The 15,021-nt window shown below is 73.8% G+C and carries 14 protein-coding genes, 1 tRNA gene and 1 pseudogene; 6 read left to right on the top strand and 10 right to left on the bottom strand.

All coding sequences use genetic code 11. The features are described 5' to 3' along the window. Positions 1-2: 2 nt before the first annotated feature. Together ACGF5T_RS21160 and ACGF5T_RS21155 are read right to left on the bottom strand one after the other, a co-directional pair. Positions 3-1,514, bottom strand: a complete 1,512-nt coding sequence (locus tag ACGF5T_RS21160) for a long-chain fatty acid--CoA ligase (RefSeq protein WP_361018122.1) — start codon at positions 1,512-1,514, stop codon at positions 3-5. Between the two features lie 108 nt (positions 1,515-1,622). Then, entirely contained in the window at positions 1,623-2,810 is a 1,188-nt protein-coding gene (locus tag ACGF5T_RS21155) for a thiolase family protein (RefSeq protein WP_356611887.1), read from the bottom strand. A 190-nt stretch (positions 2,811-3,000) separates the two neighbouring features. Between ACGF5T_RS21155 and ACGF5T_RS21150 the strand changes: the two genes are divergently transcribed. From ACGF5T_RS21150 to ACGF5T_RS21125, 6 genes and pseudogenes are all read left to right on the top strand, one after another. Further along, positions 3,001-3,810, top strand: a complete 810-nt coding sequence (locus ACGF5T_RS21150) for a lysophospholipase (RefSeq protein WP_361018119.1) — start codon at positions 3,001-3,003, stop codon at positions 3,808-3,810. 158 nt (positions 3,811-3,968) lie between these two features. Further along, positions 3,969-4,301 carry a DUF3140 domain-containing protein gene (locus tag ACGF5T_RS21145; protein WP_356611891.1) on the top strand — a complete coding sequence of 111 codons (333 nt, stop codon included), beginning with the start codon at positions 3,969-3,971 and terminating at the stop codon, positions 4,299-4,301. 2 nt (positions 4,302-4,303) lie between these two features. Continuing rightward, entirely contained in the window at positions 4,304-4,954 is a 651-nt protein-coding gene (locus ACGF5T_RS21140; protein WP_366768151.1) for an endonuclease, read from the top strand. A 193-nt stretch (positions 4,955-5,147) separates the two neighbouring features. Next, entirely contained in the window at positions 5,148-6,002 is an 855-nt protein-coding gene (locus tag ACGF5T_RS21135) for a hypothetical protein (protein WP_366768152.1), read from the top strand. A 167-nt stretch (positions 6,003-6,169) separates the two neighbouring features. After that, positions 6,170-6,892: pseudogene (locus ACGF5T_RS21130) on the top strand (amidohydrolase family protein); the annotation flags it as partial. An 80-nt stretch (positions 6,893-6,972) separates the two neighbouring features. Next, on the top strand, positions 6,973-7,500 hold the full coding sequence (locus ACGF5T_RS21125) for an NUDIX hydrolase family protein (RefSeq protein WP_053140042.1): 528 nt from the start codon (positions 6,973-6,975) through the stop codon (positions 7,498-7,500). 13 nt (positions 7,501-7,513) lie between these two features. Here the strand turns inward: ACGF5T_RS21125 and mnhG are convergent, their stop codons facing one another. The 8 genes from mnhG to ACGF5T_RS21085 form a co-directional block, all read right to left on the bottom strand. Further along, positions 7,514-7,879, bottom strand: a complete 366-nt coding sequence (gene mnhG, locus ACGF5T_RS21120; RefSeq protein ID WP_356611896.1) for a monovalent cation/H(+) antiporter subunit G — start codon at positions 7,877-7,879, stop codon at positions 7,514-7,516. Next, positions 7,876-8,163, bottom strand: coding sequence for a monovalent cation/H+ antiporter complex subunit F (locus tag ACGF5T_RS21115; RefSeq protein ID WP_392888920.1), 288 nt, complete (start codon positions 8,161-8,163; stop codon positions 7,876-7,878). Before ACGF5T_RS21115 ends, mnhG begins: the two co-directional genes overlap by 4 nt. A gap of 26 nt (positions 8,164-8,189) precedes the next feature. Then, positions 8,190-8,789 (bottom strand): Na+/H+ antiporter subunit E, encoded by a 600-nt coding sequence (locus ACGF5T_RS21110; protein ID WP_356611899.1) that lies wholly within the window; start codon positions 8,787-8,789, stop codon positions 8,190-8,192. Then, complete coding sequence (locus ACGF5T_RS21105) at positions 8,786-10,465, bottom strand: Na+/H+ antiporter subunit D (RefSeq protein ID WP_366768153.1); 1,680 nt, start codon at positions 10,463-10,465, stop codon at positions 8,786-8,788. Before ACGF5T_RS21105 ends, ACGF5T_RS21110 begins: the two co-directional genes overlap by 4 nt. Then, positions 10,462-11,286, bottom strand: coding sequence for a Na(+)/H(+) antiporter subunit C (locus ACGF5T_RS21100; RefSeq protein ID WP_366768154.1), 825 nt, complete (start codon positions 11,284-11,286; stop codon positions 10,462-10,464). Before ACGF5T_RS21100 ends, ACGF5T_RS21105 begins: the two co-directional genes overlap by 4 nt. Beyond that, on the bottom strand, positions 11,283-14,198 hold the full coding sequence (locus ACGF5T_RS21095) for a Na+/H+ antiporter subunit A (protein ID WP_366768155.1): 2,916 nt from the start codon (positions 14,196-14,198) through the stop codon (positions 11,283-11,285). Before ACGF5T_RS21095 ends, ACGF5T_RS21100 begins: the two co-directional genes overlap by 4 nt. A gap of 243 nt (positions 14,199-14,441) precedes the next feature. Then, positions 14,442-14,515 (bottom strand) — tRNA-Pro (locus ACGF5T_RS21090). A 133-nt stretch (positions 14,516-14,648) separates the two neighbouring features. After that, a complete protein-coding gene (locus ACGF5T_RS21085) occupies positions 14,649-15,008 on the bottom strand; it encodes an MmcQ/YjbR family DNA-binding protein (RefSeq protein WP_356611906.1) in 360 nt (119 codons plus the stop codon). Positions 15,009-15,021: the final 13 nt, after the last annotated feature.

The following is a 15,021-nucleotide window of genomic DNA, read 5'->3' as shown; positions in this document are numbered from 1 at the left end:
GTCTAGCCCGCCGCGTACCGCACGCGCAGTTCCCGCTTGAGCACCTTCATGCTGGGGCCGAGCGGCAGCTCGTCCGCGAACTCCACGCGGCGGGGGTACTTGTACCTGCCGAGGTACTGCTTGGACCACTCGGTGATCCCGTCGGCGTCCCGGGCGGCGTCCGGCGCGGGGACGACCACGGCGCACACCTCCTCGCCGTGCAGCTCGTCCGGCAGCCCGATGACGGCGACCTGTGCGATGCCGGGGTGGCGCATCAGCACCTCCTCGACCTCCCGCGGGTAGACGTTGTAGCCGCCCCGGATGATGACGTCCTTCTTGCGGTCGACGATCCTGAGGAACCCCTCGTCGTCCTTGGTGCCGAGGTCCCCGGTGCGGAACCAGCCGTCGACGAGCGCCTCGGCGGTGGCCTCCGGCCGGCCCAGGTAGCCGGAGAACACGTTGTGGCCGCGGACGACGACCTCGCCCAGCTCCCCGGGCGGCAGCAGCTCGATCCGCCCCTCGACCTCGGCGCGGGCGATCTCCACGTCCACGCCCCACAGGGGGTGGCCGATGGTGCCGGGCCGGGCGCCGAACACGGGCTGGTTCACGGCCGCCGCCGGGGAGGTCTCCGACAGCCCGTACCCCTCGTAGATCTTCGCCCCGAACGCCTCCTCGAAGCGCTCCAGCACGGCGACGGGCAGGGAGGCGCCACCGGAGACGCACACCCGCAGGTCGGGCAGGGCGTCGGCACCGCCCGCGGCGGCGGCGAGGGCGACGAACATGGTCGGCACACCATGGAAGGTGTTGACCTTCTCCTTCACCATCAGCTCGATCGCCCGCGCGGCGTCGAAGCGCGGCAGCAGGACGAGGGTGGCTCCGGCGCGCCAGGTGGAGTTCAGGGAGACCGTCTGCCCGAAGGCGTGGAAGAGCGGCAGCGCGCCGAGCGCGACGTCGTCGGGCCGGATGTCGTTGGCGTCGAAGGCGTTGACGGTCGCGTTCATGACCAGGTTGAAGTGGCTGAGCACCGCGCCCTTGGGCACGCCGGTGGTGCCGCTCGTGTAGAAGACGACGGCCGGGTCGTCGGCGTCCCGGGTGACGTACGAGTGCAGCGGCTCGGCGTCCGCCGCCAGCTTGTCGAACTCGTCGCCGAGGGCAACCATGCGTACGCCCGCCTCGCGCGCGGCGGCCGCTCCGGTCTCCGCCTGGGCGGGGTGGCACAGCAGCAGCGTGGCGCCGCTGTCGCGCAGGACGTGCTCGACCTCTCCCGCCGACAGCAGCAGGTGGACCGGCACGACGACGCCGCCGGTCGCGGCGATCGCGTAGTACGCCTGCGGGAACTCGGCGGTGTTGGGCGCCATCAGCGCGACCCGGTCGCCCGGCCGCACGCCCAGGCCGGTGAGGGCGCCGGCCTGGGCCCGGGCCCGCCGCCAGACCTCGGCGAAGGTCAGCCGCAGGTCGCCCTCGACCAGCGCCTCCTTCTCGGGACGGCGCCGGGCGTTCTCGGCGAGGACGGCGGCGACGGAGAGGGTTGCCATGGAGTGTTGCTCCGTTCCTTGCTGCGGCTGTGCGAGGTGGGTGGCGTACGGGCCCGTCCGGCCATTCCCGCCTGCCTCGGGGCGACGACGCGAATGGCCGGACAGGCCCTAGTGCCGTTCGACGAGCACCGCGCTGCCCTGCCCCACGCCGACGCACATCGTGGCGAGCCCGCGGGCTCCTCCCGTGCGGCGCATGCGGTGGAGCAGCGTGGTCAGGATGCGGGCGCCCGAGCAGCCGAGCGGGTGGCCCAGCGCGATGGCGCCGCCGCTGGGGTTGACCAGGCCGGGGTCGATGCCCAGCTGGTCGACGCAGGCGAGGGCCTGGGCGGCGAACGCCTCGTTGAACTCGGCCTCCGCGAGGTCGTCGACGCTCCAGCCGGCGCGAGCGAGGACCTTGCGGGTGGCGGGGACCGGACCGATGCCCATCACGTCCGGGTGCACGCCGGCCGAGCCGCCCGCGACATAGCGGCCGAGGGACTCCAGGCCCAGCTCGTTCAGTGCCTCCTCGCTGACCAGGAGGAGACCGGCGGCCCCGTCGTTCATCGGGGAGGCGTTGCCCGCGGTGACGGTGCCGCCGGGGCGGAAGACCGGCTTGAGCCGGGCGAGCTTCTCCACGGAGGTGTCCTCGCGGACGCACTCGTCGGCGTCGACGATCACGCCGTCGGGGCGCTCGACCGGGAGCAGCTCGTCCTCGAAGTGGCCGTTCTTCCTGGCCTCGGCGGCCAGGCGGTGGCTGCGCAGGGCGAACTCGTCCTGGCGGTCGCGCGGGATCCCGTACCGCTCGGCGACCTCCTCGGCGGTCTCGCCCATGGCCAGCAGCCCGTGCAGCTCCTTCATGGCGGGGTTGACCAGGCGCCAGCCGAGCCGGGTGTCGGCGGTCTCGATGCGGTGCGGCAGCGCCTCGTCGGGGCGGGGCAGCACGAAGGGGGCGCGGCTCATCGACTCCGAGCCGCCCGCGAGCACGATGTCGGCCTCGCCCGCGGCGATGGTGCGGGCGGCGGTGGTGACGGCCTCCAGCCCGGAGGCGCACAGGCGGTTCACCGTGGCACCGGGCACGCTCTCGGGCAGGCCGGCCAGGAGGGCCGCCATCCGGGCGACGTTGCGGTTGTCCTCGCCGGCCTGGTTGGCGGCGCCCCAGTAGACGTCGTCGATCCGGGCGGGGTCGAGCGCGGGCACGTCGGCGATCAGGCCCCGGATCACGGTGGCCGCGAGATCGTCGGGCCGCACGCCGGACAGGGCACCGCGGAGCTTGCCTATCGGGGTGCGGCGGGCGGCCGCGAAGTGGACGGGACGCACGAGAGCTCCTGACCGTCGTCGCTCGGTCGCCGGGCGGTACACCACCGTCCGGCGGGCCTCCACCCGGCTGGACCCGGGAGGCGGGAGCCGCGGAGGCCGTTAATTAGCACTGCTAGTTTTGGACTATAGACCGTCGGCGCCCTCCCTGGGAAGATCCTCGGGTACCTTCACCGACCCGGCCGGAGGAGACATGACCGAGGTCCGCGAGCACGTCCTGACCGGCACGCGGGGGCGGCTCGCCACACGCGAGTGGGCCGCCGGGACGCCGCGGTACGTGGCGCTGCTGGTGCACGGGTACGGCGAGCACGCCGGCCGCTACGACGAGGTGGCGGGCGTCCTGACGGCGCACGGTGCGGCCGTGTACGGCGTCGACCACACCGGGCACGGGAGGTCGGACGGCGAACGGGTGCTGATCGAGGACTTCGAGGACGTGGTCACCGACGTGCACACCGTGGCGGAGCGGGCCAGGGCCGCTCACCCGGGGCTGCCGGTGGTCATGATCGGCCACTCCATGGGCGGCCTGATCGCCTCCCGCTACGCCCAGCGCCACGGCGGCGGGCTGACCGCGCTGGTGCTGTCGGGGCCGGTCATCGGCGACTGGGAGCTGCCGCGCCGACTGCTCGCCCACGACGAGATCCCCGACCTCCCCATCAGCCCGGCCGCGCTCTCCCGCGACCCCGCCGTGGGAGCGGCGTACGCGGCGGACCCGCTGGTGTGGCACGGCCCGATGAAGCGGCCGACCCTGGAGGCGTTCGTACGGACCCTCGCGACCGTGGCCGAGGGCGGCGACGTCGGGCGGCTCCCGCTGCTGTGGGTGCACGGCGACGACGACCGGCTGGTGCCGCTGCCCGGCAGCCGGGTCGGCGTCGAAGCGCTCAGCGGCGGTGACCTGACCGTGCGGATCTGTCCGGGGGCCCGGCACGAGGTGTTCCACGAGACGAACCGGGCCGAGGTCTTCGCGGACCTCACGGGCTTCCTCGACGACGTGCTCGCCCGCTGAGGACGCACCGGCGTTTGCACCGGCCGCCCCACGGGCACCCGCGGCCCCGTGGAGCGGCCGGGCCGTGCCTTCTCTCCGGGACGGACGCCCCGCTCCGCTCCGCTCCGTGCGGAAGGTCACGGAGTACGCACGTACGCACGACGGAATGAGGGGCCCTGATGGCCGACGCCCTCGAACTCGACGCGCTGTGGGAGGACTTCCACCGCGTGGTGAACATGACCTCCGCGGAACTCGCGGACTGGCTCCGGGTACGCGACTCCGGCGAGCTGGCCGAGCCGCTGCCGGACGACGCCGGCCCGCCGCTCGGCCGGCACGTCCTGGCGATCCTGCAGAAACGGCGCACCGACCTGACGGACGACGACCTCCGCGCCATGGCCGAGGTCGTGGAGACCGTGACGGCGCAGGCCGACCTGGAGAACGAGCCCCGCGCCGAGGACGCCGGGCTCCGGCACCGGCTGATGACGGTCGGTCACGACCCGCTCAAGCCCTGACCGTGACCCGCGACCCGGGGCGCGTCCTGCGTGAGCTCCTCGACGCGCACGGGCGGACGTACGCCGAGGAGGCGGGCATCCGGCTGCGGGACACCCCTCAGCCGCTGTACCGGCTGCTGGTCCTCGCCCATCTGCTCAGCGCCCGCATCCGCGGCTCGATCGCCGTGGCGACCGCCCGCGCCCTGCACGAGGCGGGCCTGCGCGACCCGCGCCGCATGGCCCACGCCGACTGGCAGGAGCGGGTGGACGCCCTCGGCCGCGGCGGCTACCGGCGCTACGACGAGCGGACCGCCACCCAGCTCGGCGAGGCCGCCAAGCTGCTGACCGAGCGGTGGGGCGGGGATCTGCGCCGGCTGCGCGAGCAGGCGGGCGGCGAGGTCCCCGAAGTGCGGCGGCTGCTCCAGGAGTTCCCCGGGATCGGCCCGACCGGGGCGGACATCTTCCTCCGCGAGGTCCAGCGGGTCTGGCCCGCGACCGCTCCGTACCTGGACCGCAAGGCCCTTCAGGGCGCGGAACGGCTCGGTCTGCCGGACGATCCCGACCGCCTGCTCGACCTCGCGGGGCCGGCCGATCCCGCCGTCCTCGCGGCGGCGCTCGTCCGCGCGTCGGTGGACCGTGCCGTCCTGCGGGACGCCCTCGACCGCGCCGGGTGAGCCGTCGGGGGCGGCACACGGGCGCACACCGGTGCGGGGTCGGCCACCGCGGTGCGGGGTCGGCCCGCGCACCGTCGCCGCCGCGGTGGGTCCCGCTCCGGGACGGTCACCCGGACAGCCCCGTGCGCTGGTGCGCGCGTGGGCGCGGTGATGCGCTGAGGACACCGTTCCCCGTCCCAGGAGGCATCCCGCGATGAGCCGTCGTCCGTCCCGCCCCGTCCGTCTCCTGGCCTCCGCCCTGGCGGTGGGCGCGCTGCTGACCACAGCGGCGTGCTCGGACGGGGGAGGCGACTCGGAAGCCGCCCCGGACACCGCCGCCGCCCGGGCCGCCGAGCGGGACCGGGCGGAGCAGGCGCCCACCGGCTCTCCCACCGGCTCCGCCAGTGCCTCCCTCGCCACCCTCACCGAGTCCGGTGCGAAGGCCGCCCTGCTCACCGAGGCCGACCTGGAGGGCGGCTGGAACCAGGTGCAGGACGCGGACAGGTGGCGCGACCGGCTCCTCGTCGGCGAGGTCGACGTGTCCGACTTCCTCACCGCGAAGACCGACGCCACGGACTGCCAGGAACTGCTCGACGGGCTCTACCGCGACAGCCTGCTGGGCGAGCCGTCCGGACCGTCGGCGCTCACCGGCTTCGAGCAGGGCGACTCCCGCCTGCTGGAGCAGGTCGCCGGCTACGACCGCGCCGGACTGGACGCCCGTCTGAAGTGGATGGGCACCCTGCCGGACACGTGCGACCAGTTCACCGCGACCGGCTCCGCGGGCGGGACGCGCACGGTCCAGGTGACCGAGGCGTCGGTGCCCGGGACCGGCGACGCCCGGCAGGGCCTGCGCGTGACGGTGCAGGGGGACGCCGCCGACAACCCGGCCACGCTCACCCTGGACATCGCCGCCGTGCGCGTCGGCACCTCGGCCCTCACCGTCACCGGCGGCGGCCTGGACGGTGGCCAGGAGTCCGCCGTGGAGCAGGCGGTGCGCCAGGGCACCGAGCGGCTGAAGACCGTCCTGGACGGCGGGACCCCGTCGCCGCAGCCCACCCCCGTGGACTGACCGCCCCGCACAGCCGGCTCCGCCACCGGGCTCCGCGGTGCACCGCCCGGTCCCCCGCGATGTGCGCTTCCCGGGTGAAACCCGGACAGGACGATCACCGAACGGCACAATGGTGCGCGTCGGACGGCGCACGCGCGAAGGAGCCGAGACGTGAGCGAGAGCGACCCCGTCCCGTCGAACCGGACGCGTACGCGGAGGCGTTCCGCACGGCCGCCGGGGAGGCGGTGGCGCGACCGGGCGTCGTCGGCGTGAAGTCGGTGGCGGCCTACCGCACCGGTTTCGACCTGGACCCGGCCCGCCCCTCGCCCGAGCGGGTCACCGAGGCCGCCCGGCGGTGGTTCGCCCGCGGCGGCCGGCTCGACGACCCGGTGCTCGCGCGGCACCTGCTGTGGACCGCGGTGGACCTGGGGCTGCCGCTGCAACTGCACACCGGCTTCGGCGACCGCGACATCCGCCTGCACCACGCGGACCCCGCCCGCCTCACCGACTGGCTCCGGCTGACCGCCGGCACGATCCCGGTCCTGCTGCTGCACTGCTGGCCCTACCAGCGCCAGGCGGCCTATCTGTCGGCGGTCTTCGAGAAGGTGTACCTCGACGTGGGGCTCACCCTCCACCACGTCGGCCCCGCCCGTGCGGGCGCGGTCCTGGCGGAGGCGCTGGAGATCACCCCCTTCCGCAAGCTCCTGTACAGCTCCGACGCCTACGGACTGGCCGAGTTCCATCACCTGGGAGCGCTGGCCTTCCGCCGGGGGCTGGCCGGACTGCTCCAGGAACGGCTGGACGCCGACGAGATGTCCCTGCCGGACGCGCTGCGCCTCGCGCGCTGGGCGGGGCGCGACAACGCCCGACGGGTCTACCGGCTGCCCGGCGGCCCGGCCGACGACGGCTGAGCGGCGTGGGACCCGTCACAGTCCCGGAGCGCCGCCCGGGAAGCAGGAACGGCTGAAAGTATGATCAAGCGATGTCTGACATGACCGAAACCACGCCGGGCTGGCTGACGACCGACGAGCTCGAGATGGCCCGCGCACGCATGCCGATCCTGTACGTCGAGGCCGTGCCCGTACGCGTCGACGACAGCGGAGAAGTCACGAGCGTCGGCCTGCTCCTGCGCATCGGGCCGGACGGGACGGTCAGCCGGACGCTGGTCTCCGGCCGGGTGCTGCACCACGAGCGGGTCCGGGACGCCCTGCTGCGCCACCTGGAGAAGGATCTCGGCCCGGTGGCGCTGCCCCGGGTGCCGTCCTCGCTCCAGCCCTTCACGGTGGCCGAGTACTTCCCCACGCACGGTGTCACGCCGTACCACGACCCCCGCCAGCACGCGGTCTCGCTCGCCTACGTCGTGCCGGTGACCGGCGACTGCCGGCCCCGCCAGGACGCGCTGGACCTGGTGTGGTTCAGCCCCCAGGAGGCGCTGTCCCCGGCGGTGCAGAGCGAGATGCCCGGCGGGCACGGGGTGCTGCTCAAGCAGGCGCTGGCGCACGTGGGCTGCGTGCTCTGAGCGGCGTCCGGAGCTAGTCCTCGGGCCGCTCCCCGGGGCTCAGCTGCGGGTCGAGGTCGTCCCGCAGCAGGCCCCGGGACCCGGTCTGCCCGGTGCGGTAGGCGGAGCGTGCCACCAGGTGCGAGGCGACCGGGCTGGTCAGGAACTGGAAGAACACGATGAGCGCGAGGGTGCCCAGATCGATGCCGTGCCGCAGCCGCAGCGCCACCCCGGTCAGCACCAGGAGGATGCCCAGGGTCTGCGGCTTGGTGGCGGCGTGGCTGCGGGAGAGCACGTCGGGGAAGCGCAGCATCCCGATCACACCGAGCAGGCACTGGAAGCAGCCGAGCAGCAGCAGCGCCGCCCCGACCAGGTCGGCGGCCTCGGCCCAGGCGCTCACCGGTGGTCCTCCGTGCCGTCCGCCCGCAGCGAGGGCCGGTCGCGTACGGCGATGAACCGGGCGATGCCCACGGAGCCCGTGAAGCCCAGGAAGGCGAGCACCAGCATCACCGGGAAGTAGAAGGAGTCACCGTCCTGGGCGGCCTTGACGCCGATGCCGGCGATGATGAGGGCCGCCGCCACGTCCAGGGCGACGGCGCGGTCCAGCATCGACGGCCCGTACCAGATGCGGTACAGCAGCAGGGCCCCGGCGATGAGGACCATCACCACGGAGGCGGCCAGCATGGCGTCCTCCACGGCGTTCAGGGTGGTCACGGTGAGGAGTCCCCTTCCGGTACGGGCCGGGCGGCGTGGGCGATGTCCTCGGCGGTGCCGAAGGCGCGGGCGACGAGCTCCTCCATGCGCCACACCGACCGCCGGGCGCTCTCGATCTCGCCGGGGTCGTCGGCGTCGAGGACGTGCAGGAACAGGGTGGCCGTCGACCGGCGCACCTCGATCACGGAACCTCCGGGGACGTTGGAGACGGCCACGGCGGTGGCGGTGAGCATGAGGTCGCTGCGCACCCGCAGCGGGACGGCGACGACGGCGGCGTGGTACGGACCCTTGGCGAAGATCTGCCGGGTGACCTCGACGCTGGAGGAGAACATGTCGTACAGCAGGTAGGCCACCAGCCGCAGGATGCCCAGCGGGCGCAGCCGCAGGCCGATGTCCACGGCGGGCAGCGGGAAGGCGAGGCACAGGCACACCGCGACGAGGACGCCGTTGACGAGGTTGGCCCAGGACGGGGTGCCCCACAGCAGGGCCCAGACGACGGCGAGCCAGGCGACCAGGGGCAGGTCGAGGACGCGCCGGCCGCGGCCCAGGCGGAAGGACCAGCTGTAGGGGGAGCGGTCGCGGAAGAGGTTGCTCACCGGCCGAGCACCGCCTCGATGTAGGGGGTACGGGCGAGGAGTTCGGCGGCGGCGGCCTCGGTGAACGTGGTGAGGGGGCCGCCGAGCACGGTGTAGAGCAGGCCGAGGGAGACGGCGGCACTGGTCGCCACCAGCATCGGCCAGGGCAGCCGCTTGGTGGTGGTGATGGACTGCCCGAGGAAACCGGCGGGGACGACCGCGCCGGCGGGCACCGGCAGTCCGGAGCCGGCCGCCGCGCCGCGCCCGCCCGTCGCCTCCCCGGCCTCGCCGTCGCTGCCGTCGCTGTCGTCGCTGCCGTCGTCGTCCGGCTCGTCCTCCGCGGACTCCAGCACCACGCCCTCGTGCTCGGCGCCGGGCGGCGCGTCGCGCCAGAACGCGAGGTTCCAGACCTTCGCCATGACGTAGAGGGTGAGCAGGCTGGTGGCGGCGGACCCGGCGACCAGCGCCCAGGCCCAGCCGCCGCCGTTGTCGACGCCCGCCCGCATCAGGCCGAGCTTGCCGATGAAGCCGGAGAGCGGCGGGATGCCCGCGAGGTTCATCGCGGGCACGAAGAACAGCACGGCGAGCAGCGGTGCCGTCCTCGCCAGGCCGCCGAGGCGGGTGAGTTCCGTGGTGCCGTCGCGCCGCTCGATGAGCCCGGCGACGAGGAAGAGGGTGGTCTGCACGGTGATGTGATGGGCCACGTACACGATCGCCCCGCTGATCGAACCGCGCCCCGCGAGCGCGATCCCGAAGACCATGTAGCCGATGTGGCTGATGAGGGTGAAGGAGAGCACGCGCTTCAGGTCGGTCTGGGCCACCGCCCCCAGGATGCCGATCACCATGGAGGCGAGCGCGGCGAGCATCAGCAGGTCGCCGAGACGGTGCCCGGGGAAGAGCAGGGTCTGGGTGCGCAGCATCGAGTACACGCCGACCTTGGTGAGGAGGCCCGCGAAGACGGCGGTGACCGGCGCGGGCGCGGTCGGGTAGGAGTCGGGCAGCCAGGCCGCGAGCGGGAACACCGCCGCCTTGATCGCGAAGACCGTCAGCAGCATCGCCTCCAGCAGGGTGCGCACCCCGACCGGTACCTCCTGCAGCCGCACCGCGAGCTGGGCGAGGTTCACGGTCCCCGCCACCGCGTAGGTCATGGCGATGGCGACGAGGAAGAGCACCGAGGAGAACAGCGAGATGATCACGTACGTGGATCCGGCCCGGACACGGGTCGCGGTGCCGCCGATGGTGAGCAGGACGAAGCTCGCCACGAGCATGATCTCGAAGCCGACGTAGAGGTTGACGAGGTCTCCCGCCAGGAAGGTGCAGGAGACGCCCGCCACGAGGATCAGGTAGGCGGGGTGGAAGACGCCGACCGGCGTCCGGTCGTCCCGGTCGGCCATGCCTTGGCCCAGCGAGTACAGGTTGACGAGCAGGGTGACGGCGCTGGACACGGTCAGCATCAGCCCCGCGAGCCGGTCGGCGACCAGGGTGATGCCGATCGGCGGTGCGAAGTCGCCGAGGTGCACGGTGAGCGGGCCGTGGCGGTCGGCGGCCACCATGAGGAGTACGGAGAGCACGAGGACCGCGCCCAGCACGGCGAGGGTGATGAAGCGCTGGAACCGCTGGAGTCTGGGGCCGATGGCCAGCTTCAGGCCCGTGACGCACAGGGGCAGCAGGACGGGGAGCGGGACGAGCGCGTTCACCTGGGGTCCTCCGTGCCTTCCGTGCCGTCGGTGCCGTCGGTGCCGTCGGTGCCGTCGGTGCCCTCGATGCCCTCCGTGCCCGCGCCCCCGGGGTCGTCGGGCTGGTCGGGCACCGGGTGGCAGGAGTCCTCGCCGGGGTGCGAGTCGGGTTCGCGGCCGGTCTCCTCGGGGTCGTTGGAGGGCCCCGCGTCGCGGGCCGGTGCCGGCGCCGGCCTGCCCGCCGCGTCGGTGGAGCCCCGTTCCCGGCCCTCGCGGTAGTCCTCCGGGTCGGCGCCGAGGATGTCGTTCCACAGGTTCCCGGAGACGTCGTTGGCGCGGGCCTGGTAGGCGCGTTCCTCACGGACCCGCCTGCGCAGCCGTCTGCGGGCGGCGCGGTAGCGGGCGCCCAGCTCGGGGTCGGTGCCGGGCTCGGCGCGGGCCTCGCGGTAGCGGTCGCGCAGTTCGCTGCGCCGGTCGAGGAACTCGGCGCGCAGGGCGACCAGCCGGTCCTCGGTGTCGTCGCTGATCTCGTCGGAGCCGGTGACCTGATGGCTGCGGTAGGCCATGGCGAGCAGGAACGCCGTGGTGGCGAGGGTGATGACGATCGCCGTCAGGGCGATGGCCTGGGGCAGCGGGTCGGTGACCCGGTTGCGGATGACGTTCGGGTAGAGCAGCGGCGCCTCGCCCGCGCTGCCGGTCGAGGCGAGCACCAGCAGGTTGACGCCGTTGCCGAGGACGACCGCGCCGAGCAGGATCCGGGTCAGGGACCGGGTCAGCAGCAGGGTGGCGCCGACGGCGGCGAGGACGGCGGCGGTCACCAGCAGGGCGAGGCTGACGGTCATGCGGGGTCCGCCTCTCCGTGCGGGGCGCTGCGCGCCGCGGCCCGCTCGATGTGCCGGTCGATGCGTCCGCCGAGGGCCCGCACGATGTCCAGGACCACGCCGAGGACGAGGAGGTAGACGCCGCAGTCGAAGAGGACGGCGGTGGACAGGTGGGCGTCGCCCCACACGGGCAGGTGCCCCTTCCAGGTCCAGCCGTGCAGCACCGTGCCCTCGGCGAGGCCGCCCAGCGCTACACCGGTAGAGACGAACAGGCCGAGCCCGGTGAACAGGCCCGGTTTGAAGGGCACGGCATCGGCGAGTTCGTGCCGGCCGCCCGCGAGGTAGCGGGTGATGAAGGCGACGCCCGCGGTCAGGCCCGCGACGAAGCCGCCGCCCGGCAGGTTCTCCGCGCACATCAGCAGGTAGACGGAGAGGACCAGGATGGGGTGGAAGATCAGCCGCGCGACCACCTCCAGGACGAGGGAACGGCGCTCGGGGGCCAGCGTGGAACTGGCCGCCAGCCAGGTCCGCTCCGGCCCGCCCTCGTGACCGCTGGGCAGGCCCGCCGATTCGTACGGGGTCGCCCGCCACGCGGTGCGCAGGCCGGCGTGCGGGTGGTCCCCGGGCAGGGGCAGCACGGGCTGCTCGGCGCCCTCGGTGCGGCGGTGCAGGTAGATGAGGCTGGTGACGCCGATCGCGGCGGCGGCGAGCACCGCGGACTCCCCCATCGTGTCCCAGGCCCGCAGGTCGACGAGGATCGTGGCGACGACGTCCTTCAGACCGTGGTGGGCGGTCTCCTCGACCATCGCCGCCCCGGCGCTGTCGGCCCGGCGGTGCCCCGCCATGATCCAGACGACGACGGCGACGCAGGCGCCGCCCGCGAGCGCCACCGGCATCCGCAGCAGGCGCCGCGACCGGCTGTAGTTCTCCTCGAAGAGCACCGGCATGCGGCGCAGCACCAGCACGAAGACGATCATCGAGACGGTCTCCACGCAGAACTGGGTCAGCGCGAGGTCGGGGGCGCCCTGGAGGACGAAGAGCAGCGCGGTGCCGTAGCCGGTGAGCCCGGCGAGCACGACGGCCTTCATCCGGCGCCGCACGCCCAGGCACAGCAGGGCCGCGGCGCAGGTCAGCACCGCGACGCCGGCCTGGGCCGGGTGGTCCCACCCGCGCGGGGCGGGCACCGAGGTCCAGGGCTCGTCCGCGAGGAGCACGGCGAGCTGACCGGCGAGGACCACGCTCATGGTCGTCACCAGGTACACCGACAGCGAGCCGCGCTGCACGAAGCCGGTGCACTGCAGAGCGGTGCGCTCCAGGGCGAGCAGGCACCGTCCGAAGACCCGGTCGGCGGAGCGCCAGGCGAGGACCTGTCCGACCCGCAGGACGGGGTGCGCGGCGAGGAAGAGCAGGACACCGCCGGCCCAGGCCGCGCAGGACAGGCCGAGGGCGAGGCCCGCCCCGTGCCACAGCGCCAGGTGGTAGGGGTGGTCGGGCGTGGGGAACTGCCCGGCGTAGGTGCCGAGGAGGCCCTGGAGCCAGGACACGCCGGGTCCGAGGACGAGGCAGGCCAGGGCCAGGACGGCGGGCGGTGCGAGGAAGGCCGCCGGGACGGCGTGCGCCTGTGTGTCCGGGACGCCGGGTTTGCGGGCGAAGGCGCCCCAGAGGTAGCGCAGGGTGTAGGCGGTGGTCAGGGCGGAGCCGACGACGGTCGCGGCGAGCGCCCAGCGGTCGGCGGTGTCGCCGTCCAGGAGGGACTGGAAGGCGGCCTCCTTGGCGGTGAAGCCGAGCAGCGGCGGCACGGCGGCCATGGACAGTCCGGCGGTCGCGGCCACGGCGCACACGGCGGGCAGCCGGCGGCCGAGCCCGGAGAGCCTGCGCAGGTCGCGGGTGCCGGTGGCGTGGTCGATGATCCCGGTGACCAGGAACAGCGGGGCCTTGAACAGGGCGTGGCCGAGGATCATGGCGGTCGCCGCCAGGCCGGTGTCGTGGCGGCCCGCGCCGGTGAGGACGGTGAGGAAGCCGAGCTGGCTGACGGTGCCGTGGGCGAGGACGAGCTTCAGGTCGTTGAGGCGCAGCGCCCGCCAGCCGCCCAGCAGCATCGTCGCGGAGCCGAGGACGAGCAGGAGCGGCCGCCAGGGCGTGACCTCCGCGAACGCGGGGGCGAGCCGGGCGATGAGGTAGACGCCGGCCTTCACCATCGCGGCGGCGTGCAGATAGGCGCTGACCGGGGTGGGGGCGGCCATGGCGTTGGGCAGCCAGAGGCTGAACGGCCAGATCGCGGACTTGGAGAGGGCGCCGACGAGGATCAGCACGATCGCCGTGGACAGGGCCGCCGACGCGGCGGGCGGGTCGGCGAGGATCTCGGAGATCCGGTAGGTGCCCGCCTCGTGACCCAGGATCAGGAACCCGACGAGCATGGTCAGTCCGCCGAGTGTGGTGACCGTCAGGGCCTGCAGGGCGCTGCGCCGGTTGCGTTTGTGGTCGCTGCTCTGGCCGATCAGCAGGTAGGAGAAGACGGTCGTCAGTTCCCAGAAGATGTAGAGCAGGACGAGGTCGTCGGCGAGGACCAGGCCGAGCATGGCCCCGGCGAAGGCGAGGAGGGTCCCGGCGAACCTGCCGAGGTGCCGCGACCGCTCGTCGAAGTAGGAGGCGCAGTAGAGCAGGACGAGCGTGCCCACCCCCGCGGCGAGCAGCACCATGAGTTCGGCGAGGGCGTCCAGCCGCAGCGCCCAGTCCACGCCGTAGGCGGGCAGCCAGGCCCACTCGGTGGTGTCGGCGCCGCCCGCGGCCGTCGTGCTCCACCGGGTGGCCGCCCAGAGGGCCGCCGCCGCGGGTGGCAGGGCCAGCACGAGGAAGGCGCGCGTTCCCCAGCGCCTCACCAGCGGCGCGGCGAACAGGGCCAGCCCGAAGTGGCACAGGACGAGCGTGGTCATGCGGGTCCGCGCGAGGGCGGGTTCACAAAAGGTGAATAATCAGGCCAAGAGGGACAGGGCACCTGACAGTGATATATCGGGCACCCCGGCTGGGCGCCCAGGCACGCCGCAGCGGCGGGACGACACCTGTTCGCACGGTCGCCGCACCGGCTGCCGCGCCCGGACGACTCACCGGCGGCGGAAAACGATCGAGGGCGGCTCCGGATCTCTCCGGAACCGCCCTCGACCCGCGACCGTCTCCAGTCGGGACGACAGGATTTGAACCTGCGACCCCTTGACCCCCAGTCAAGTGCGCTACCAAGCTGCGCCACGTCCCGTTGCCCGTCTGACCTGGGGTTTCCCCCGGTCGAACGCGCAGGAAAACCATACCGCACTCGGGCCGGTGGTCGCGCATCGCTTTCCGGGCTCCTCGTCTCCGCCGGACGCTCTCGAGCGGTCCTCCGGCGGGCCTCAGCCCCCGCTCGGCAGTCCCAGCCGGGGATGCGCGTCCAGCAGCCGGGTCGGGGCCGCCTGGCGCCAGGAGTCGGCGAGGATGTCGCGCAGCTCGTCCTCGCCCTCCAGGACGGCGAGCCGGGCCCGTACCCAGGCGAACTGGGCCTCGTGGCCGGCGATCCAGAACTTCTCCGGCTCGGCCAGCACCAGCTCGTCCCGCTCCTCCTTGGGGCACCGCACCGCCAGGGAGGTCTCGTCCTCGGGCAGGGTGGCGAACATCTTCCCCGCCACCCGGAACGTGGGCATGTTCCAGGCGGTCTTCTCCGTCGTGTCCGGCAGGGACAGGGCGATACGGCGTACGTCTTCTGCGTCCGGCATGTCAGGCACCGTA

The organism is Streptomyces sp. NPDC047853 (assembly GCF_043204535.1).
Classification (GTDB): domain Bacteria; phylum Actinomycetota; class Actinomycetes; order Streptomycetales; family Streptomycetaceae; genus Streptomyces.
The sequence above is the reverse complement of the archived record's forward strand: the minus strand, read 5'-3'. Positions and strand labels throughout refer to the sequence as shown.

Excerpts from the sequence above, each read along its gene's own strand:
- ACGF5T_RS21160 (WP_361018122.1), bottom strand. The coding sequence starts at position 1,514 with ATGGCAACCCTCTCCGTCGCCGCCGTCCTCGCCGAGAACGCCCGGCGC.
- ACGF5T_RS21085 (WP_356611906.1), bottom strand. The coding sequence starts at position 15,008 with ATGCCGGACGCAGAAGACGTACGCCGTATCGCCCTGTCCCTGCCGGAC.
- ACGF5T_RS21115 (WP_392888920.1), bottom strand. The coding sequence starts at position 8,163 with ATGCTGGCCGCCTCCGTGGTGATGGTCCTCATCGCCGGGGCCCTGCTG.
- ACGF5T_RS21150 (WP_361018119.1), top strand. The coding sequence starts at position 3,001 with ATGACCGAGGTCCGCGAGCACGTCCTGACCGGCACGCGGGGGCGGCTC.
- ACGF5T_RS21100 (WP_366768154.1), bottom strand. The coding sequence starts at position 11,286 with ATGACCGTCAGCCTCGCCCTGCTGGTGACCGCCGCCGTCCTCGCCGCC.
- ACGF5T_RS21125 (WP_053140042.1), top strand. The coding sequence starts at position 6,973 with ATGACCGAAACCACGCCGGGCTGGCTGACGACCGACGAGCTCGAGATG.
- ACGF5T_RS21145 (WP_356611891.1), top strand. The coding sequence starts at position 3,969 with ATGGCCGACGCCCTCGAACTCGACGCGCTGTGGGAGGACTTCCACCGC.
- ACGF5T_RS21135 (WP_366768152.1), top strand. The coding sequence starts at position 5,148 with ATGAGCCGTCGTCCGTCCCGCCCCGTCCGTCTCCTGGCCTCCGCCCTG.
- ACGF5T_RS21095 (WP_366768155.1), bottom strand. The coding sequence starts at position 14,198 with ATGACCACGCTCGTCCTGTGCCACTTCGGGCTGGCCCTGTTCGCCGCG.